16 protein-coding genes are annotated in these 21,319 nt (G+C 68.3%); 12 read left to right on the top strand and 4 right to left on the bottom strand.

From position 1 onward, the window contains the following. Positions 1 to 252 precede the first annotated feature (252 nt). The 3 genes from G4D83_RS40095 to G4D83_RS40085 all read left to right on the top strand — a co-directional run bounded on the left by G4D83_RS40095 (position 253) and on the right by G4D83_RS40085 (position 6,071). A complete protein-coding gene (locus G4D83_RS40095; protein ID WP_163870218.1) occupies positions 253 to 2,880 on the top strand; it encodes a hypothetical protein in 2,628 nt (875 codons plus the stop codon). 345 nt (positions 2,881 to 3,225) lie between these two features. Further along, positions 3,226 to 3,795: a hypothetical protein gene (locus G4D83_RS40090; RefSeq protein ID WP_163870217.1), complete on the top strand. Its 570-nt coding sequence runs from the start codon at positions 3,226 to 3,228 to the stop codon at positions 3,793 to 3,795. A 212-nt stretch (positions 3,796 to 4,007) separates the two neighbouring features. After that, positions 4,008 to 6,071 (top strand): hypothetical protein, encoded by a 2,064-nt coding sequence (locus tag G4D83_RS40085; protein WP_163870216.1) that lies wholly within the window; start codon positions 4,008 to 4,010, stop codon positions 6,069 to 6,071. 24 nt (positions 6,072 to 6,095) lie between these two features. Here the strand turns inward: G4D83_RS40085 and G4D83_RS40080 are convergent, their stop codons facing one another. Then, entirely contained in the window at positions 6,096 to 7,088 is a 993-nt protein-coding gene (locus tag G4D83_RS40080; RefSeq protein ID WP_163870215.1) for a DUF4261 domain-containing protein, read from the bottom strand. 283 nt (positions 7,089 to 7,371) lie between these two features. Between G4D83_RS40080 and G4D83_RS45720 the strand changes: the two genes are divergently transcribed. Together G4D83_RS45720 and G4D83_RS40070 are read left to right on the top strand one after the other, a co-directional pair. Then, a complete protein-coding gene (locus G4D83_RS45720; protein WP_205522838.1) occupies positions 7,372 to 8,271 on the top strand; it encodes a hypothetical protein in 900 nt (299 codons plus the stop codon). A gap of 14 nt (positions 8,272 to 8,285) precedes the next feature. Further along, complete coding sequence (locus G4D83_RS40070) at positions 8,286 to 9,215, top strand: hypothetical protein (RefSeq protein WP_163870214.1); 930 nt, start codon at positions 8,286 to 8,288, stop codon at positions 9,213 to 9,215. Positions 9,216 to 9,218: 3 nt separating this feature from the next. Here G4D83_RS40070 and G4D83_RS40065 read toward each other — a convergent pair whose 3' ends face one another. Then, a complete protein-coding gene (locus G4D83_RS40065) occupies positions 9,219 to 10,148 on the bottom strand; it encodes a sigma-54 interaction domain-containing protein (RefSeq protein WP_163870213.1) in 930 nt (309 codons plus the stop codon). Between the two features lie 326 nt (positions 10,149 to 10,474). After that, positions 10,475 to 12,061, bottom strand: a complete 1,587-nt coding sequence (locus tag G4D83_RS40060; protein ID WP_163870212.1) for a hypothetical protein — start codon at positions 12,059 to 12,061, stop codon at positions 10,475 to 10,477. 240 nt (positions 12,062 to 12,301) lie between these two features. Between G4D83_RS40060 and G4D83_RS47140 the strand changes: the two genes are divergently transcribed. The 4 genes from G4D83_RS47140 (at position 12,302) to G4D83_RS40040 (ending at position 16,054) form a co-directional block, all read left to right on the top strand. Further along, a complete protein-coding gene (locus G4D83_RS47140; RefSeq protein ID WP_338041970.1) occupies positions 12,302 to 12,652 on the top strand; it encodes a hypothetical protein in 351 nt (116 codons plus the stop codon). A 291-nt stretch (positions 12,653 to 12,943) separates the two neighbouring features. Beyond that, complete coding sequence (locus G4D83_RS40050; protein ID WP_240357086.1) at positions 12,944 to 13,726, top strand: M43 family zinc metalloprotease; 783 nt, start codon at positions 12,944 to 12,946, stop codon at positions 13,724 to 13,726. Positions 13,727 to 14,051: 325 nt separating this feature from the next. Further along, positions 14,052 to 15,047: an alpha/beta hydrolase gene (locus G4D83_RS40045; RefSeq protein ID WP_163870210.1), complete on the top strand. Its 996-nt coding sequence runs from the start codon at positions 14,052 to 14,054 to the stop codon at positions 15,045 to 15,047. 401 nt (positions 15,048 to 15,448) lie between these two features. Further along, complete coding sequence (locus tag G4D83_RS40040) at positions 15,449 to 16,054, top strand: hypothetical protein (protein ID WP_163870209.1); 606 nt, start codon at positions 15,449 to 15,451, stop codon at positions 16,052 to 16,054. 73 nt (positions 16,055 to 16,127) lie between these two features. On the opposite strand, the gene G4D83_RS47040 is transcribed toward G4D83_RS40040, so the two are convergent. After that, positions 16,128 to 17,210 carry a hypothetical protein gene (locus G4D83_RS47040; RefSeq protein ID WP_163870208.1) on the bottom strand — a complete coding sequence of 361 codons (1,083 nt, stop codon included), beginning with the start codon at positions 17,208 to 17,210 and terminating at the stop codon, positions 16,128 to 16,130. Between the two features lie 312 nt (positions 17,211 to 17,522). Between G4D83_RS47040 and G4D83_RS40030 the strand changes: the two genes are divergently transcribed. The 3 genes from G4D83_RS40030 (at position 17,523) to G4D83_RS40020 (ending at position 21,166) form a co-directional block, all read left to right on the top strand. Continuing rightward, complete coding sequence (locus G4D83_RS40030; protein ID WP_163870207.1) at positions 17,523 to 18,452, top strand: arginase family protein; 930 nt, start codon at positions 17,523 to 17,525, stop codon at positions 18,450 to 18,452. Between the two features lie 9 nt (positions 18,453 to 18,461). Next, entirely contained in the window at positions 18,462 to 19,016 is a 555-nt protein-coding gene (locus tag G4D83_RS40025) for a CGNR zinc finger domain-containing protein (protein ID WP_163870206.1), read from the top strand. Between the two features lie 197 nt (positions 19,017 to 19,213). Beyond that, positions 19,214 to 21,166, top strand: coding sequence for a prolipoprotein diacylglyceryl transferase (locus G4D83_RS40020; protein ID WP_163870205.1), 1,953 nt, complete (start codon positions 19,214 to 19,216; stop codon positions 21,164 to 21,166). The last annotated feature ends 153 nt before the right edge of the window (positions 21,167 to 21,319 follow it).

Below are 21,319 nucleotides of genomic sequence, written 5' to 3'. Positions count from 1 at the left end.
GCCGGCATCCCTCCCTGGGCCTCCGCGGGGTCGCGCGCGGTATCCCGGGCGATTCGGAATGTCAAAACAGGCACCACACCTGGCATGCCCGCCGTGACATCTCCGAGCCGTCCTGGCGTGTCTCCTGAAATAGGGTATGGGCGGTCTCCCGGCGGTTCCACAGTTGCATCAGTTACGGACATACCGTGGCTCGCGCCGGCTTCCAGCGGAGACTCCATGCGGAACCCAGAGACAACTCGTGTGAGAAGGTTATTGATTGCAGTCTGTACGCTCGGGCTGCTGGCCTGTGGCGGCGAAGAGGCTGTTGCTCCAGAAGAACCTTCCTCCCGGCTCCAAGCCGCCAGCGGCTCCATCGACCTGGATGGCGTCTATCCGCCGCGCCCATGGACGGCACCCACGGTGCTCGTGGACAGCAACTTCCCGAATGGCGTCTTGAACTTCGGGACGGCCAGCAACTTCATCGCCTTCTACGCCGCGATGGATTCAGTCACCGGCGGGAGCGCCACCAGCACCGGCAGCAGCGGCCTCACCCCCTTCAGCGCCTCCGCCACGGCAAGCACCACCACCAACTCCCCGAGCTTCCTGGTGAGGCTGTACGCCGGACAGCTGCTCGAGGTCGGCACCTGCGACCTGGACGGCGCCTCCTTCACGGGAGACACCCTCCTTCGCCTGTCGCTCGTCGGGGGCTCCGAGGTCGCGTCCAGCGATGACGCCTGCGGCGGCACTGGCAGCCGCATCTCCTACACGGCCCCCAGCGACGGGGTCTACGAAGTCCGGATGGGCTGCTATTCGGCCGGCGCCTGCAGCGGCAGCGTCAGCTACTCGGTCCTGTCACCCGACGCGAACGGGGCGCTCATCGGCGCACGGACCTTCACGGGCTCGAACACGAACAACGCCAGTGCCAACTATTCCACCCTGGTCCTCAACCTGACGCAGGGGCAGGTGCTCGACGTTGGCACCTGCGGCCTCACGGGCTCGGGCCTGGTGGGTGACACGTACCTGAAGCTCGTCGACGCCGACGGCAATGTCGACATCTTCGGCAGTGACGACGCCTGCAGCGACCACGGCAGTCGCATCACGTACACCGCGGACCGCACGGGCACGTTCGAGGTACGGCTCGGATGCTTCTCGACGGGCGACTGCCAGGGAACGGTCGTCTACACCATCACCGCGGCGCCCGGTCAGGACCAGATGCCGCCGGCCGGGTTCGTGAGCGCGAAGACGTATCTGGACAACGCCCGCCCGGGAGAGCAGCCGGGGAATGCCATCGTCGACGTCGACTACGCCGAGTTCGTCGATGACCTCAAGGCCTTCCTCGCCGAGGACGACACCCTGCGTCGCATCGTCGACAAGGACCTCCAGGTGATGATCGAAGGCCAGCTCTACCAGCTCACCAACCTGGGCGTGTTCCAGGTCGACGCGGCGTCCATTCCCGCCTATCGCGCCTGGCTCAACACCCATGCCTATGCGATGAATACCGACCCCAGCTTCCTGTCGATTCCAGGAGAGGTCGCCCTCCCCAACGGCTCGTATCAAGTCCTGCCGGGGGTCATCCGCACGGTTGGAAACTTCGGCACGCCGTCGGTGAAGTTGCTCGGCGTCGATGCCGAGGGCGGCGGCGGCGGCACCGCGCTGACCATGGCGGACTTCGCCGGAGAGCCCTCCGCGGCGAGTGGGGCTGCACAGGTCGCGGACTTCCTCGGTCGGCAACGGGGCGCACCCCAGGCAGAGGATGACTCGCGGGTCCGGGCGCTGGGCGACAAGGGCACGGAGCTGGGTCGAATCTCGTATTGGTCCGGCAAGGTCAACGCGCACAAGGCCGCGGGCGGAGCCTGGCTCAAGGACTCCGATTGCAGCTCGGGCGCCAGCATCGCGCCGCTCACGTACTGTCGGAAGTTCTTCCCGGGGACGAGCTCGGTCACCGCGGTGCCCGTCACCGCCAAGCCCCCCAACCTGTGGAACACCGCGGGCTGTACTCAGACGTACTCCGGCACCGGCCTCCAGGAGTGGATCTGCGACGGCGCCAGCACGCCACCGGCCAGCTGCAACCAGACGCCGCCTGCGTTCAACATGCCCGTCTACACGGTCGGCTCGAACTTCAGTCGCTCCGAGTCGGTCGGCATGCCCGACAACAGGCGCTTCGTCTTCAAGGCCCAGTCACCCGGCTTCCAGTTCAAGATTCTCGGCATTGAAATCGGGTTCCACAAGATCGACATCAAGGCCAAGCTGCAGCGCAAGAAGCGCTTCTTGGGCATCGGATACTGGGGACCGTCCTACGGCGACGAGCTCGTCGTGGGAATGGACAACATGAAGCTCGAGACCAGCTACATCGTTCCCTATCCCCAATACTTCAACACCCTCGTCAAGCCGAAGCTCAGCAGTCTGGCTGACTACAAGATTGGCAACTGGGTGGTGAAGGCGGCGAACATCGCCGTGAATCTCAATCCTCCCGGCCCTGGTGGCCCCATCACCACTCAGGATGTCACGGGTTGGATCAGCGGGGCCATCAACACGCTCATCGGAAATGTCTACACCAACATCTGGAAGACCATCGAGCGGCACGTCATGGATGCCATCGACTCGACCTACAACACGCGGTACGCGGCGCACACCAAGATGGTGAGTGACATCAACGAAGCGCACAAGCTCAGGTGGGTCTCCGGCCAGGGTGAGAAAACCCAGTGCTACAGCCACGAGAACACCTGGTGGTTCGACGCGAATGCGGGCATCCGGTACATCAAGAATGGCGGCGTCGCCGGGCCTCCGGGCACCCCGCCCACCCAGGTCAACTACAAGTACTCGATGAAGGCCGGGAGCTTCTACGGTCGCACCCGCATCGGCGGCTCCTGGTACGGCCTGCGCTTCGTTCGCCTCCCGTAGCACGGCCAGCGGGCTGACCCCTGCGTCATGAACAAGAGGGGGGCCTCGGGCACGGTCAGGCGCTCCGGGGCCCTTGCTTCATCCAGCCGGGAGGCCTGCATCCCGAACGCCCTCCAGCGCCCCACCCTCTCAGGGCCACTGATTGAAGCGCCGCGCGAGCACCTTCGCGGCCTTGGCAACCACGTCACGCGCTGAACCCTCTCATGCGACAAATTGTCACTCCATGAAATGCACGCCCAGAAACGCGTGACAGATTGACAAAGCTGCTTGGGCAAAGAAAAGCGTGATGAATATTCGGAGCGTGTCCACGTCGGTGCGCCACCACCCTCATTTCCTGGTGCCCTGATGAACTGTCGCACGACTGTCCTGGTGATGTTCGCGGCCCTGGCCCTCACGGCATGCGGAGGCGGTGAAGACGAGAACGAAGGGAGCAAGGACGGCATCTATCAGCTCGAGCTGGTGAGGGAGTCCGACACCTGCACGCCCAAGCGGAGCACGGGCGATTTCGGGCAGGTGCCGCTCACGCACGAGCCCGACCAGTACACCCTCTTCTATCCCCTGGTAGGCGAAGGAGAAGTGCCGATTGGCTTCTTCATCGAGAGGGTTCCGAAGGACCGCCCTTTCGAAAAGGAGTCCGTGGGCATCCACGACTGTCCGGAGCTGCGGCGATGGATGTCCCTGGAGCTGTTGAGTGACGTGGGTCCCGTCGAGGTCCGCTACAAGACACGCTATTCGGACATGGCGAGCTGCGGGCTCACTTCAGAGAGCCGGTTCGAGGGACTGCCTGACAGCGACTGCGAGGCTTCGCTTCTGTTGAGGTACAGCCTCGTGCAGGTGTGTGAGGAGCCCTGCACCATCCGCCCCAACCCCTCCCCCGAGAGCTCACCAGGCACCTACATCTGCGACTGCAAGTGAGCGTCCGCCGGCACCTGTCTCGCGGTTGTGCACGCCGGTGCGCAATTGGCGCACGACGGGCCCGGCCCCCGCCCATTCCTTCTCGATTCGAGCGTGATTCGACACATGACTCACGCCGAGACATGGGACAGCGCGCCTGGAATCACGAGTGAGGATTTGATAGCTCCAGCGTCGCTGCGCTGCTGCAATCCATTGCGAGCGAGGAGCTGTCCATGGTGCGAAGGTCTCGTGAGGCCCGGAGGCTCCTGACGGGAGGGGCCTCGTGGCGGCTCCTGCTGGGGTTGTGGGTGGCCGCGCTCGCGAGCGGCGGCTGCGGCGTCACCCTGGAGGAAGAGCGCGAGCTGTTGGAGGGCAGCGACTCCTGGGCCGCGGTGACAGCGAGCGATGGCGGCCCGGCGTTGGACGCGGGTCGCGACGCGGGAGCGCCAGACGCGGGCTGTGCCGGCGACGGTGGACGCGACGGCGGATGTGGGAGCCTCGATGGTGGCCCCGCCCAGGACGGCGGGGGCCCGGGCGCGGATGGTGGCCCTCGGGATGGCGGCGCGGGTGGCGACGGTGGCGCGGGCGGTGACGGCGGCGCGGGCGGTGACGGCGGCGCGGGGAGCGATGGCGGCGGCGCGGGCTCGGATGGTGGTGGCGGACCGGGCTCGGACGGTGGCGGTACGGGGCCCGGTGGCGACGGAGGCACCCATCCCGGCGACGGCGGTGGCACCGGGCCTGGGAGCGACGGCGGCACCGGTCCAGGCACGGATGGCGGCCAGCCGTGCAATGGCGCCACCAATTGCAGCGACGACAACGCGTGCACCAAGGACTGGTGCGACTACGGCAAGGGCTGTCAGCACGATCCGCTGCCGCCCTCGGCCTGCGACGACGGCAACGCCTGCACCACGGACTACTGCAATCCGAAGAACGGATGCACCAGCGCGGCCATCCCTTGCGATGACCAGAACGCGTGCACCTCCGATTCGTGCAATCCCTCCACCGGGGCCTGCTCGCACGAGCCCGCGGAGGAAGGCGCCTGCCAGCCTCCGGGCCCCTGCTACACCGGTGGGGCGTGCACGGAGTCTGGCTGTGATTACCAGCCCCTGCCGGACGGGACGGCGTGCGACGACGGCAACTCCTGCACCGGTGGGGACGTCTGCATCCAGGGCGGGTGCGCGGGCGCGACGGGCTCCGCCTGCGAGCAACTGGCGTGCGAGGTCTACAACCAGTGGCTCGGCGGCGACGGCATCATCCGCTCCGGCGAGTGGTATCAGACGGGCCGCATCGTCTCGACCCAGAGCGGCGACTTCTGGGATGGCGAGAACGAGAGCGGCGAGCCCGCCACCACGCTGAGGCCCACGCAGGGCTGCGAGTCCGGCCTCGTCATCTCGGCCGGCTACGTCCAGAACAGCGGCCGGGGCTACCCGGACACGGGCGGCACGGTGATGCTGGCCATGGCGGATGGACCCGTCCGTCCAGCCGCGCCCAAGCCCGCCACGACGCGCCAGCGGCCGGCGGCCATCTCCGCGCCCAAGCCCGTGGCCTCCGCGACGGAGATGCCCAACGGCCGCCTGCTGCGGCTGCGGGAGGGCTATGGCTTCAAACTGGAGCCGTACACCCAACAGATAAAGTCGCTCAAGGGTTCGGGCTTCCAGTCCGAGCACCTCCTCCAGGATGCCGTGTACGGCAAGGACCACGGCGGACGGATTCCCCGGGGGGATTCGCCGTGCCTTCCCGTGTACGGGCGGGCCTCGCAGAACCTGGTGGACCCGGCCTATCCCGGCCACAGCGCCACGGACCCCGGCTCCAACGTCTCCGCGCACTTCCTCAAGCACCGCACCTTCGAGAAGGGCTTCCGCGTCAACGGCAACGACGTCTGCGTGGGCTTCTGGGAGTACCGGGCAATGGGCCGCCGCAGCGGAGGCAGCCCCGTGCTGACCCAGGACATGGGCCGGGTGGTGCAAGGCAAGCGGTTGGGCACCGACACCAATGGCGTCTATCCGCAGGGCCATAGGCCGACGCACGGCGAGTACCTCACGCAACTGGAGACCTCCATCCGCCGCATGAATGGCTTCTCGCAGCAGGCGGAGCCGATGGTGACCCAGGTCCGCCACCGGGCCGTGGAGACCATCCTCGAGTACCACCCGGAATTGCGGCCCAAGGGGCCCGACGGACAGCCCGTCCCCATCTGGGTGAATGGCGGCCAGCTCAACCCGGCCATCCAGGTCAACCTGAACCAGAACTACGTGCCCAATCTGCCCGCCAACCCCGTGGGAGGACACCCACGAGATTGACCCCGGAGCGCCAGGAGGGGGGCCTCACTCCTGGCGCTTCAGCCACAGCGCGTAGTGCGGCTCCAACTCCTCGTCGGGCGCGGGCATGGGGGGCGCGGCCTCGAGCACGCTCGGGACGGCCACGTCGTCGAGGAACCAGCGGAACACGGGCCGGGGCGGAGCGCGCAAGCCCTGGGCGAGCACACGCACGCGCCAGCGGCGTCCCCCGGGGTCGGTCAGCGTGTGGCCCGTATCGAAGAAGCGCCGCTCCCGGAGCGAATAGAGCGCCATGTCCAGCAGCAGGCCCTCCACGTCGCCCAGCGGGCGGCCCGCGCGGGGGATGCAGGCCTCGAAGTCCGGCAGGTCCAACTGCTCCATGCCGACGGTGTCCACCAGGGCCCAGTCCGGCGTGGGCGCGAGCGTGGCGCGGCGCGTGTTGCACCACAGGGGCAGCGGGAGCGGCCCGCCCTGGCGAAAGGCCTCCACGGCCTGGCGCGCCTCTCGCGGTGAGCGCAGGCTCTCTCCCCCGGGAAAGAACACCGCGAGCGCTCCGGGCAGCGCGAGCAGCGCCGTGACGACGTCGGTGAGGCAGCGCAGCTCCAGCAGGGCGTCATAGCGCTCGGGAAGCAAGGGGCTGTGCTCATGGCCCTGGCTGTACGAGGTGAGCACGCGCACGAAGCCTTGATGCCGCCGCGTGGCCTTCACGAGCGCCTTGTCGGGGCCGTGTTGAAGCGCGCGCTCCAGGGCGCCGGGCCAGGCGAAGGGGCCGAAGGCGCCCAGGGCCCACGCGGAGAACAGCGGCGCGTCCTCCGTGTCCCCCATGCCGTCCGGAAACGGGCTCGGGATGGTGTCGACGAGGATGGCTCCGCCCGAGTCTTCCGGGAGGGGAATGGCCAGCGCGCCGGACTCGAACAGCCAGGGCGTGCCCGTCGCGGGCCGGTGGCCGGGAGCGAATGGCCCCAGGACGGCGAGGGCCTCGTCGAGCCCCACCCGCCGGTCCATCAGGATGCAGGCCCCTTGTGTGAAAATCCCCTTCACGGCTCCTCCCGGCTCGCGCGGAACGGACTCTAGGGGGCCCGGGCGCCAGCGGCACGAGGATATGAAGCGAGGAGGTCCACGGACGCGGTGCACCGGCGTGCACAGTTGGCGCACCCGGAGGGCCATCGGCGCGCGAGAATGCTCATTTCGAGCCTGGATGCGCGCAAAGACAGCCATGCCTGGGGTGGATTCGCACGAGAGCGGGCCTGGACCCGGGGTGATGAATCTGCTACCCGTCTCTTCACGACTCAATGCAAGTCATTGCGCGACCGAGGAGGTTGCCATGAGCAGTCGGGGCTCTTTGTCGCACCTGCTACTCGGCTTCGCGCTGCCCCTGGCGGCGCTGCTCGCCTGTGGCGACGTTCCCGCGTCTCGGGATGAACAAACGACATGGGAAGACGGCGAGGCGCTGGCGGCGGCGGACGGGGGAGTCGTCGGCACGGATGCCGGGGACGCGGGCCGCGACGCGGGCTGTAGCTCCGACGGGGGGCGCGATGGCGGCTGTGGGGATGGCGGCATCCCGGACGCCGGTCGCGACGGAGGCCCAGGGGATGGAGGCGCGGACGGCGGCGCGGATGGAGGGCCCAGGGACGGCGGCTCCGGTGATGGTGGCTCCGACGGCGGCCCCGGTGACGGTGGCGGTGGAGACGGTGGCAGTGGAGACGGCGGTGCGGGAGACGGCGGTGCGGGGGACGGCGGCGCCGGGGACGGTGGCGGTGGCGATGGTGGCGCCGGGGACGGAGGCAGTGGAGACGGCGGCTCGAAGGGCGACGGCGGCTCCGATGGCGGCTCCGGCGACGGTGGGACGCGCGACGGTGGCGGTGGAGACGGCGGCTCGGGGGACGGCGGCCCACCCGGCGGCGGACCCGATGGCGGATGCCCGCCGGGCGGCTGCGTGCCTCCGACGGGACCGTGTCCCTGCACCGTCCAGCATTGCGATGACAACAACCCCTGCACCGTCGACTCGTTCACCTGCGAGTCGGGGTGCAAGCACGTGGCGGTGAGCAACGGCGCGGCCTGCAATGACCGCAACGCCTGCACCCAGTCGGACGTCTGCTGGAATGGACAGTGCGTGGGGCAGAGCGGCGTCTTTTGCGAGGACGGCAAGGCATGCACCCTGGACGAATGCGACCCCGCCCTGGGCTGCATCCATACGACGCCCAACGGCACCACGTGCAACTGACGAGGAGAGGCTCGATGCGAATCGTGCGATTGCTGTGCGCGGCCGCGTGTGTCGCGCTAACCTCCTGCGGACCCGGCGACGCGCTGGACGCCGAACCCACCGCGCTCCGCTCCGCGCCGGCACCGGGAAGGCAGCCCGCAGCCATGTGCGCGCCCCAGGCCGCGCCCCCCAAGTGCGTAAGCGACAAGATGCCCCTGGCCACGGGCATCGCCGTGCTCTCCGACGAGCACCACGTGCGCCACAACGAGCACATGGACGGCACCATCCTCCCCTGCCCCAACAGCGCGTGCGCGGACAAGCAACTGCACGGCACCAAGGTGTGGTTCAAGTGGAATGCCTGGTGTGTCCCCAACCCCAACTACGAGCCGGGCAAGACGATGCCGGTGGTGACGGAGAACGGCCTGGAGGAAATCCAGGTGCCGGCGTGTCTGGCGAACGCGGAGCGGGTGACGCAGAGCCTGCGCGGGTTCAACAACGTCGCGGGAGGAGACACGCGGCACTACTGGAACTTCCTGGGCGAGGCCTCGTGCGTCTTCGTCAACAACCGGGCGGCTCCCGGCCACCGGAAGTTCTGCACGTCCAAGGGCGCGGCCTCGCTGGAGATCTGGCCCCACACCCAGTTCATGCCCCTGTCGACGAACAACAACCCGTATGGCTCGTCCATCCTGCTCGGCGTCGGGTACGCGGCCAAGCACACCGACCAGCCCCTCACGGGGGGCATCGACGTGGGCATCATCTTCGCCTCCGGTCCCACGGGCTTCATCTTCACGCCGCGCGTCGCTCCGGACGCGGACTTCTCCCACCACATGGGCTACGTGGTGGACCTCAAGTGCGAGGAGCGCGAGGCGGGAAAGAACGTCTACTACCCCGTCAGGAAGCCGGCGCGCTTCGCCAACCAGGACAGCGGAGACGAGGTCCTCTCCGAGGAGAGCGGCGAGCAGTAGGGCTCACTCCTCCTGGCCCTTCTTGCGCGGCCGGGGCAGGCCCAGCGCGTCCAGCTTCTTGAGCAGACCCCGGCGCGAGAGCTGGAGCAGCCGGGCCGCGCGCGTCTGGTTGCCCGCACACTGCTCCAGCGCCTCCAGGATGTGCTGGCGCTCCGCCGCCACCAGGTGGGCGCGCAGGCCGGGCGGCTCGCCGGGAGGCGTGGCCACGGTGCCCGCTCGCCGTGGGGCGCTCGGCGCGAGCACGCTCAGCGCGAGGTGCTCCGGGCCCACCGGCAGTCCCCCACAGAAGACGGCCGCGCGCTCCATGACATGGTGGAGCTGGCGGATGTTGCCGGGCCAGGGGTGCTCTCGCAGCGCTTGCAGCGCGGAGGGAAGCAGGCGCGCCTCATGGCCCTGGAGTCGCCGGGTGGAGCGCTCCAGGAAGTACCGGGCCAAAGCCTCGATATCGTCGGGGCGCTGGCGCAAGGGCGGCAGGTACAAGCCGAGCCCCGCCAGCCGGAAGAAGAGGTCCGCCCGGAAGCGGCCCGCGGCGACCTCCGCCTCCAAATCCCGGTGGGTGGCGCAGATGAGCCGCACGTCCACGCGGCGGGGCGTCACGCCTCCCACGCGGACCACCTCGCCGCTCTCCAGGAACCGCAGCAGCCGCGCCTGGAGCGGCAGCGACAGCTCGCCGACCTCGTCCAACAGCACCGTGCCCGAGTCCGCGGACTCGAACAGTCCCGCTCGCGAGGGCTCCGCGCCGAACAGCTCGCCCTCCTGCTGCGCTTCGGAGCATGCGGCGCAGTGGGCGCGCAGAAAGGGTTGGCCGGCTCGCGCGGAGCGGGCATGGAGCGTCCGCGCGTAGACCTCCTTGCCCACGCCTGTCTCGCCCATCACCAGGACAGGCAGGGGGCTCGCGGCGAAGGAGTCGATGAGCCGATACAGATGCAACATTGTCGCATCGCGCAGGCCGCCAGGATGCTCGTCCCGGGTCCCCGTCAGCGCCAGCCCAGGGGCTGACTGGCGCGGAACGGTGCTGTCTTGCTTCACCTGAACAACGGCACTGACCGTCATTTCCCAAGAATATTTGATTTCTCGGAAAACGAACAAGGCACGGACTGGATGACGCGAAGCATGAGACGCCCGCTCCGTCGTGGGCGGGCCTGGGTGGCCGCACCGCGTTGTGCTCGTCGCGGTGCGGGTGGCGCGGTGCGCCGTCCTCGACGTCGAGGACCTGGCCCGCTGCCGCGCGGAGGAAGCAGCGGGCCGGCCCGCGCGAATCACGGAGTGAGGAACAGGGTGCTGGCGACCTCCGCGCTGTGCTGGGGCAGGTAACTCCATGAGCTGAACGGGTAGCGCTCGACGTCGAAGCCCGGCGCGGCGATGGCGCTCACGCGCAGATAGTAGATGGAGGCAGGGTCCAGCATGTCGGGCGGCAGCCGCACCTGGGTGACGGAGCCGGGGACATAGAGGGAGCTGCGGTACACCGGCTGGTTCAGGCTCGGCTCGTACTCATAGACGAACACGCGGTACGCCGAGGGAACACCCACGCTCGGCGGACTCCACGCGAGGACCGGGTTGGTGGAGAGCACCTTGCGCACCGTGAACGCGGGCATCCCGTCGAGGGTCAGCGACAGCGGCGGCGTCATCTGGGGCGCCACCGGCCCCGCGCTGAGTTCCTCGATAGACACGAACGATGTGAGGGCCCCCCGGACGTACACGGCATTCCCCGAATCATCTGGGACTGGCCGCAGGCTGCGGAAGGGATAGGTCACGGCGGCGGCGACACCCCAGTCCGAGGGGAACGGATTGCCAAACCGCAGGGGGGCCGAGAAGTCGAACGACGAGCCGAGGGGCAGATACAGGTTGAGCAGCTCGCCGGAGTACCCCACCCACCCGTTCGCGAGGCCGTGCGCCGCGGGTGAGATGGAGAGGACGGGCACGACACCCCGGGCCCCGGGGTGCACCTCGTTCGCATGGCGGGTGTACTCGGGCAGCCGCCAATCCACCGAGACCTCGCGCATCGGCAACGGCTCCAGCACGCCCGTCAGCGGCAGGTATCCCCCAGGGTAGGCGTTGAACGCCTCCGTCTCCACGGAGCGGACCACCGCGGAGTAGCCCAGGGACGTGCCGCCAGGCAGCGTGCCCGCGCTGAGCTCGCTGTGTTGGTTGATGTAGACCTTGTCGCCCTCCGCCGCCTCGAACATGGGCATCACCCCGAAGTACGAGGAGGCCCAGGCCATGTCGGTGTGGATGGACGTCTGCCCCGCGAAGGGCTCTTCGAAGAAATCTATCGGGCCGGAGACGTCCACCTGCCTGGAGACGAACTGGAGGCTGGAGCCCGGATGCTGGTTGTTCACGCGGGGCTGCCACGGCGCCAGATTCTCCACGTGGACCTCCGCGTACGTGGAAGGGGCATCCGGCGTGTAGATGGCATACATCCGCCCCAGTCTGTTGTTACCGATATCCACCTCGCGCTCGCCCGTGAGGATGTAGGTCGTCCCCGTGCGCAGGAAATACGGCCGCGAGGGAACACCCTGGAAGAACCACTCGCCTCTCCGCGCCGAGCCGAGGTTCCGGGTGAAGGTGGAGCCGTCCTCGCTGGGGATGAAGAGCACGGGAGGGTCGACGGGCCAGCCCCCCTCGGCCTGCTCACCCTTCCCCACCGCCGTGAAGAAGCGCGTGGTGCGCTTCACCGACACCGTGTCCGCCGCACGGACCAGCGGGCCAGAGACTGATTCCGGCTGGGAGGCGATGACGCCCGGCTCGCCCCCTCCGAGCTCCGCCGCCGCATCCACTCCGCCGCCCTGGCACGCCACCAGCCATCCGACAGACGCCGAAACCCACAACACGAGCCTTGTCCGCACGAGAACCTCCCGGAAAAGAAAGACATCCGAACCGCGCTCGGACAACCCCGGTCCCCCATTGGAGGCGCCAGATGCCTCTCACGGCGCAAGCACCCGCCCGCTGTTTGCGCAATCTCCTTCCCCTGGGTGTCATGCCGCGCCCTTTCCGCGAGCCGCCGCGAAAAGTGGGGCCGAAATCCGGATGAGTATCCGGAGCAGGTCCACGTCGCTGCGCCACCTCCCTCGTTTCCTGGGGCCCTGATGAGCTGTCGCGCGACTGTCGTAGTGATGCTGGCAGCCCTGTCTCTCACCGCGTGCGGAGGCGGAGGCGAGAACGAGGAGGGAGGGGACGGCATCTATCGACTCGAGATGGTGAGGGAGTCCGACACCTGCACGCCCCGGCGAGTCGACGGGGACATGGGCCCGATGCGAGTCTTGGACTCGCATATCAGCTCGCCGTGTTCCGGGCGGAGCGCCACACCACGGGCTCCTCCTACCGGTCCTCGCTGCGGGGACGGAGTCGTCCACCTCGCCGCCGGTGAGCAGTGCGACGATGGCAACCTGCGCGGCCAGGACGGCCGCAGTGCGTCCTGCCAGCTCGAGCTTCCCTGAAGCCTGACGCCGCCGCTCCGAGGCACTTCGTCCTCGGAGCGGTGGCGCGCAACGCCAGCAACATGGGACAGAGGAATCTTCCAGCGGGCTTGTCGCCGCGAGGCAGATGGGTTGGAGGGTGTCGGGGCGACTCGATAGCGTGAGGCTCCCATGCTCCCAGCCCACTCCCTCATTGTCTCCGTCCTGGCGCTCCTGTCTGGAGATGCCTTCTCCCTCCACTCCGACCGCTGTACCGCCCCCGAGCCCGCTCCCTCTTTCCGGGGGGCCAGCTTCGCCCCTTCGGATTGCTCCATGGACCAGACGGTTCCGGGTCCGCTGTGGCAGCCCACGGCGTTGCGGCGCATCCCCGTGGTGGTGCATGTCATCTCGGATGCGGCGTGCGCGAATGGCAACGTCACGGATGCCCTGGTCCACAGTCAGCTCACGGTCCTCAACGAAGACTTTCGCGCCGTGGCGGGCAGCCCTGGCGGGGCTGGGGTGGACAGCAAGATTGAGTTCTTCCTCGCCACCGTGGACCCGGCGGGCAATCCGACGACGGGCATCCGGCGCTATTGCAACACGACCTGGTACCAGGACCAGGGCAGCTATTGGCTCACCATCGCCTGGGACTCGACGCGCTACCTGAACCTCTACACCAACAGCGCGGGTGGCTCGCGTGGGTATGTGCCCTTCCTCCCCGCGGACCCGGCGGGCGCGGTGGGACAGCCTCAGGACAGGGTGGTCATCAACTGGCTGGCATTCGGACGTGTCGGCCCGTTTCCGCCGTACCACAATGGGAGGACCGTCACCCACGAGGTGGGCCACTACCTGGGCCTGTTCCACACGTACTACTCGGGCTGTGGCACCGCCACCGCGCCGGCCTGCTACACCACGGGCGACCGCATCTGTGACACGCAGCCCAACGCCACCTCGCACAAGGGCTGCACGGCGAGCACGAGCTGCGGTGGCGTACCCGTCCCCATCCAGAACTACATGGAGCTGACGGACGATGCCTGCATGACGGGCTTCAGCGCGGAGCAGGTGCAGCGCATGCGGTGCACCCTGGCCTCCTTCCGCCCCGCGTTGGCGCAGTAGCACCCCTTGGAGGGGCGACAGTCAGGAGGACGAAGCTGGCTGTCGCCTTCGTTGGAATTGCTTCCATGAGCCGTGGAGCTCGGCGCGAGACAAGGGGGACCGCTCACGCCGGGCCGCGACCGTCCACCCGCCTTCCGGAGCCCTTCCAGCCCACGTTGGACCGCTCGGGCTCGACGGCGCCACTTCGCCAGCGGGCACCGAGAGGATGGAGGGCATGGCGCCCTCCGCCCTGGCCTCCGAGTCACGACCTTCCCCTCACGCCCTGGCTCAAACGGCGAGGCCTCCGAGGTGGGGCAGCCGTCTGGCGTTCTGCCTGGGGCTCCTCATGGCGCCCGTGGCGCTGTGCCTGGGAGGGCTCGCGGCGTGGGTCGGGCCCTCGGTTTCCGGCTGGGGCTACGTGGCGGGCCTTGGGGGGCTCTGCCTGGGGCTCCTGGTCCGGGGTCGCCGGTGGCTGTGCTGGGCGGGCCTCGCGCTGTTGCTCCTCGTCGTCTCGACGAGGCTCGTGTTCGCGCGGGGCACACACCTGGACACGCTTCATCTGCCGGGCGGCGGCCATCGTTGGGTGAATCGAGTCGTCGACGAACAGGATGGGACGCTGCTCGCGGCACATGCGCTGCTGCTCACCCGGAGACTGCCGCGCTCGGACGCGCGCGACTTCCTCCTCTCGCTGGAGGGCGCCTTCGACCGGATGGACTCCGCCGAAGGGCTGGTCGCCACGCCCGCCATCGCCACCTACCTGGGGCTCCAGTCCGCGGACTCCTTCGACGCGCTCGTCGTCTCACCGGAGGGCGAGGCCGCGCCGCGCACGGCCGTGGTCTTCCTCCATGGATATGCCGGCAACTTCGCCGTGTACTGCTGGGAGATGGCGCAGGCGGTGCAAGGCATCGCCGCGCTCACCGTCTGTCCTTCCGTGGGACCCGCTGGGAAATGGTGGGAGCGCCAGGGTGAGGACACGCTGAAGGCCACCTATGCGTGGCTGGCAAGCAAGGGCATCCGCCGCGTCTACCTGGCCGGACTCTCCAACGGGGGTGCGGGAGCCAGCGTGCTCGTCCACCGCGTCCCCCATCCAGGGCTCGAGCTGCGCGGGCTCATCCTCGTGTCGGGTGCGTGGACCGACGCCCCCATCCCTCAGGTGCCCACGCTGGTGGTTCAGGGGCGGACCGACACGATGATGCCCACCGCGTCCATACAGGCCTACGTCCGGCGGCTGGGTGACATGGCAACCTACGCGGAGGTCCCTGGCGGTCATTTCGCCTTTCTCGACCATCACGAAAAATGCAGACAGGCCATCTCCACCTGGCTGCGCCAGCGCGAGAAGTAGCGGTGGACGATTCCCCAGGGGCGCCGTCGGCTTCAGGCCCTGCTGTCGCGGCGCACCGGTCACTGCCCGCTCTGACGGGGTCCGCGAGAGGGATTGCGCGTCTTCGGACGCTGAAGCGGGAGTGCGTCCCACTTCGTCCCTGGTGAAATTCAATTCATCCCTGGCTCTCTTCGCTTCGTCCCCGGGTCTCGGACAGGCAGGAAGGACTCGCTTACCTTTGGCTCCGTGGCAGGGGGACAACCCTGCATCCACCCCAGGGGAGCCTGCCAGCTCCTCGCCACACGGAAACAAAGGTTCTGCGATTTCCGCTGCGTCAGGGCTTCAAGAAAGGTCTCCGCGTCCTCGCGGCGGCCCGGCTCATGGGCGCGACCCGCGCTCTGAATCACCAGGAGGAAACAACGATGATGCGTTCATATGGATGGATTGTGATTGGCTCGATTCTGCTCGGCGCGTGCGGTGGCGCGGAAGACGCCACGAACGTCGAGGTCTCGGAGACGAGTGCCCTGAGTGCCCAGAAGATGGACCCTCGGGACTGGGTGACAGGCGAATACTTCGTCACGGGGCTGATGTACTTCACCGAGAATGGTCAGACGGACGCGATGGAAACGGAAGACATCTTCGCCATCCTCCCCGAAGGTCCCTCGCCCCGACTGAAGGTCGCCCCCCTCTCCTTCGACCTGTGCGGTCCCCCGGCGGTGATGGTGGGCCCGCGCTCCTTCCTCGTCCTGCCGGGCTCCTGCACGGCGAGCCCGGAGCCGGGCTGCTCCATCACGATGAACTACACCCTTGGATGGGGTTCCCTCGATACCAATGACGTCCTCAGCCTCGCGCTCCATGCGGTCCTCACGGGCGAATGCGGCCGCGGGCCGGTGGTCATCGATGTCTACTCGGAGCTCTCCGGTCCGCCCGTGGAAGACCCCGCGGTTTCGGGCCCACGGGCCCAGGCTGACTCCACGCAGACGGGGACCGCCGCCCTCCTCCAGCGCGTGAAGGCCGGCGGCCGCTGAGCCCTCTTGTGTCTCACGGGTCCTGGGCCTCATCGACCCAGGACCCGCGGCCTCGCGGCCGATGACCAATGCGCTACTGATAGACGTCGAGCGAGGGGCAGTAGGTGGCGAACCCGTGCCCGACGAAAGTGCCCTCCTCGTAGGAGGCGTTCACATCGAAGGCCACGAAGTGTGACGCGGGAGGGGTGCCTTCCTTGGCGCAGGTGGGGCAGAGCGAGGCCGCCACGGGCGTGAAGGTGAGCTGCGTACTGTGGACGAAGAAGGCGGTGCTGAGCTCGCCCTCGAAGTCGACCAGGGTTGCCCTCGGTTCACCCGCGGAAGTGCCGGTCTGCGGCGTCACATCCACCGGCACCGTCACCGAGTAGACATTGATGAGCTGGGGCGGAACCTCTGAGTCCGGGGAGGGGCAAATGCCCGGGGTGCCATTGTTGAGCTCGATCCACAGCGTCCATGGGTCGCTCGGGTCCGAGGGCTCCTCATAGCCGAAGTAGGCACTGGTCAGGACACGCTCGTTGCCGTTCATCTGCACCGTCGCCTCGGTCTGCCGGCAGGTGCCCTCGCAGACGGTGAAGGGATCAGGCGGCGTCCCCGCATCCTGCGCGGTACCAGCATCCTGCTCGCTTCCAGCGTCAGACTCAGTGCCTGCATCGGACACCGTCCCCGCGTCGACCTCGGTGCCTGCATCGAACTCAGTGCCTGCGTCGAACTCAGTGCCTGCATCGACCTCGGCGCCTGCATCGAACACGGTACCCGCGTCGAACACGGTACCGGCGTCGAACTCAGCGCCTGCATCGAACGCGGTACCCGCATCGAACGCGGTACCCGCATCGAACTCAGTGCCTGCATCGAACTCAGTGCCTGCATCGAACCCGGTGCCTGCATCGAACCCGGTGCCCGCGTCGAACTCGGTGCCGGCGTCGAACTCGGTACCGGCGTCGAACTCGGTACCGGCGTCGAACGCGGTGCCTGCATCAGACTCGGTGCCCGCATCGGACCCGGTGCCCGCGTCGGGCTTCGTGCCAGCGTCAGACCCCGTGCCAGCATCAAGGCCCTCGTCCGGCGTCGGAGTGTCGTCATCGGAGCCACAGCCAGAGAGTGCGGGAACGGTTGCGAGGGAGACAACCAACAAGAAGAGGAGCGAGCGTCGCAAGTGCATGGCGGGGAATGTTACGGGTTCCACACGGCGATGCGACCCTTCGCGTCATGGATGTGACGCGTTCAGCTGTCGATGGCCGGGGCCGCTCCACGGAAGCCCATGATTCCCAGAGAAGTACCCTTCCAGACCAGCGCGAAGGGCTCCATCCACACGCACATTCGCGCCTCGGGCGGGCCACGGCCTCCATCCCGTCCATCAACCCCAAGTAACCACTCATTCATCTTTAGTGGTTGCAACCGCCCGACACAGGGCCTACCCTCGAAAAACCACCAATACACATACAGTGGTTACCCATTGACCCGAGGAGTGTCCATGCCCCCGCCCATCGCCCTCATCGCCGCGCCCTCCGGTCTGGGACTGAGTCGCCCTGACAGCCGGACCCCCCGGGTGGACCTGTTGCCGGAGGCCCTGCTGGAAGCCGGCCTGGGACGCCGACTCAAGGCCCAGGTCGAGCACACCGTGAAGCCCGGTCCCTACGTCCCCCAGCGCGACCAGGAGACCCGGGTCATCAACCCGCGCGGAATCGCGGAGTTCAGCTCACGGCTCGCCGACGTGGTGGAAGAGGTCGTGCGGGACAAGCGCTTCCCGCTGGTGCTCGGAGGTGATTGCAGCATCCTTCTCGGCTGCCTCCTCGGCCTGAAGCGCACCGGCGCCCACCACGGCCTCGCCTTCATGGACGGGCACACCGACTTCTGGCCCCCCGAGGCCTCCGAGCTGGGCGGCGTGGCCGGCATGGACCTCTGGTTCTCCTCCGGGCGCGGCCCCGCCGTGCTGTCCAACCTGGAAGGACGAGGGCCCCTGGTGCGGGACGCGGATGTGGCCGTGCTCGGCGTCAGGGATTTGGAGCACTGGGGCGCGCAGGTCTCCGCCGAGCACGTGCGAGACACCGCCATGGGCTGGCTGGACCTGGGCACCTTGCGCCAGCAGGGCATCGCCGCCAGCGTGGAGCAGGCCGTCGCGCGGCTTCGCGCCTCCGGCGTCAGCGGCTTCTGGATGCACCTGGACGCCGACGTCATGGACGACGACGTCATGCCCGCCGTCGACTCCCGCCAGCCCGACGGCCTGAGCGTGGAGGAGCTGGGCGAGCTGGTGGCCCACCTCGTCGCGTCCGGACTCGCGGTGGGAATGGACGTCACCATCTATGACCCGAGCCTGGACCCGGAGCGGCACGCGGCCCGCGCGCTGGTGGACAGCCTGGCCACGGGGCTGGGGGCCCTGGTGCCCACGCCCAGGACGCGATAGGCCCCAGCCATGGCCGATGCGCAGAGCCCCGGGCTTCCGACGGATGTCGTGCTGCTGCTCGACTTCGTCAACACGCTGGACGTGGAGAAGCTCGTCGACGCGGTGCCCACCTCGGACGCACTCGCCACCTGGTCCCGCGCGCGCGGCCTCCTGTCCCCCGGAGAGACCTTCTCCCCCGAAGCCTTCAAGGCCGCCATCGAGGCCCGCGAGGCCCTGCGCGCCGTGCTGCTCTCCCACACCGGAGAGCCCCTGCCCCCCGCCGAACTCCGCACCCTGGACCGCGTGGCCGCTTTGAGTCCCCTCACCCTGGGCTTCAGCCCGGACAGCGTGCGGCTGCGTCCCGCCGGTACCGGAGGCTGGAAGGTCCTGGGCGGACTCTTCGCCGCCATCGTCTCCACCCAACAGGACGGCCACTGGCCCCGGTTGAAAGTCTGCGCGGCCGGCGCCTGCCAGGAAGCCTTCTTCGACACCTCCAAGAACCGCTCCGGACGCTGGTGCTCCATGGCCGTCTGCGGCAACCGCACCAAGCTCCAGCGCTTCCGCGCCAGTCCCTCCAAGCGCTGATCCACCGCCTCGACGTGGCGTGAGCACGCCAGCCGCACGGCCGGTGACTCCCCACGCCCCAGGTACGGGCACAGCTCCGCTTTCTCACTCCGTGACAGGGCTCCCAGGGAAAAACCTCCGAATTTCCAGCCGGGACGCAACCTCCAGCCCCATCTCCCGAGAATTGGGAAATCCGTACGACTTCGAGGAGACACACCATGGGTACCGAGCGCATTGGCGACGGTGGAGCCGCAGCGGCGGCACGTCAGGCGGCGGAAGCGGCTCGCAGGGCAGCGGAGGCCGCGGCGCGTCAGGCGGCGGAGGCAGCGCGCAAGGCGGCGGAGGCAGCGGCGAAGCAGGCCGCCGCGGCGGCTCGCAAGGTGGCGGAGGGACTGAAGAACCAGTCGTCCTTCGAGCCCGCGGGCGCCAAGAACAAGCTGAAGCTGGACGGCCAGGGCGCCCCCTCGTCGACGCTGTTCAATGAGAACAGCAAGGACAGCAAGGTCAACTGCCTGGACAAGGCGGCGGACTTCGTCAGCAAGTCCTCGCCGGAGCTGCAGAGCCGCTCGGACCTGGTGTTCCTCAAGGACTCGCGCCCGGGCGCCGAGGGCCAGTCGGGCCACGTCGTCGTTCGCCAGGGCGAGCGCGTGTTGGACCCGAGCAACGGCAAGAGCTACGAGGACATGCCGGCGTACCTGAAGGACCAGCCGCACTACAGCGAGGCGGGCACCCTCTCCGGCACGTCCGCCGCGAAGATCTTCTCCACCGAGGCCGGCTCGCCCGAGCGCGCCCAGGCCCTGGCGGACGCGAACGTGTCCCCCGAGCTGCAGAAGATGATGGTCGCCGACTCCCCGGCGGACATCGGCGCCGCGCCCAACGCCGCCACCACCGAGCCGCACGAAATCAAGATTCCGGGTCAGGCCGGGCCGGTGGAAGTCGAGTTCAGTGACACGCTCGAGAAGGACGTGAAGAAGGAGGACGGGTACGTCACCGTCTCCATCACCGCCGAGACGTCGGTGTCCGCGACCGGGTCGGTGGAGTTCAAGAAGGCCAAGGTCGGCGTGGGCGCCTCCGTGGAGGGGAGCGTCGAGGCCGGCAAGACGATGACGTACGAAGTGAAGATGAAGGAGGCGGACTACGAGAAGTTGAAGGCGGGCGAAATCGCGCCTCCGCATCCGCTCAACGCCGAGGCGATTCCGGACGGCGCCTCCGTGAAGATGGAGCAGAGTCAGTTCGCCGGCTACGGCCTGGACGTGGGCCTGTCCTACCACGCGGCCGAGCTGGGCATCTCCGGCGACGTGAAGTCCGGCAAGGGCATGTCCATCGAAGTGAGTCGCAACGGCGACAAGCTGTCGATGACGGCGGGCCCCACGGAGTTCATCGAGAACAACGGCAAGGTGAGCCTGGGCGTGGGCCCGGTGTCCGTGAGCGTGGGTCGCTCGGACACGCTGAAGGAGTACAAGCTGCGCACCGCCGAGTTCGACCTGTCCAACCCGGACGGGAAGAAGGCCTACGAGGCCTTCGCGAAGGACGGCCGGATGCCGGAGAAGGAAGGCCCGGGCGTGGCCAACACGCTGCGCTTCGACAAGATCAACTACGAGTCGACGGGCGGCAAGGTCGGCATCGACGTGGGTCCCTTCAGCATCGAGTCGGACGGCACCACGAACACCGGCGAGTACCTCATCACCCACCACCCGGATGGGACGAAGTCGATGACGTCCGACATCACCTACGGTGGCGACCACCCGGACATCACCATCGAGCAGAAGTACGGCACCGACGGCAAGCTCATCCCCGGCTCCGAGAAGTTCGCGATGAAGTTCGACACCACGGACGACAACGCGCGCGAGCTGCTGGTGTACTCGTACACGGGTGACGCGGAGAAGGCGAAGGCCGCTCGCGAGCACGACCGGCCCATCACGCTCAACCTCACCCCCGACGACGTCAAGGAGCTGCAGCGCCGCTCCGGCATCCAGGCGGAGAACGGCGGGCACATGGGCATCAACATGATTCTGACCGACTACGACGGCAAGCCGACCGACGCGTTGTGGGCGGTGCGCACCATGGCCTGCTCGCCGGCGTACAACGAGTACAAGCTGGCGGAGAGCTACTTCGGACTGTTCATGGACGGCGGCAAGCAGCCGCTGCCCGGCGAGCTGGTCATCGGCTGAGCCGGACCGCTTCGCCCAAGGCCCGGGTCCCCGCGAGGAGGCCCGGGCCTTGTCTTGTCTTGAGGGGAACACGCGCGCGACAGGTGTCGCTCCTCGCTGGACGTCGGTGACAGCGCGGGAGAGGGTTCGGCGGCCACCTCACGATCCTCCTGG

The sequence above is a fragment of the Myxococcus eversor genome (assembly GCF_010894455.1).
GTDB classification, from domain to species: Bacteria; Myxococcota; Myxococcia; order Myxococcales; family Myxococcaceae; genus Myxococcus; species Myxococcus eversor.
This window is presented reverse-complemented; position numbering and strand designations above follow the sequence as displayed.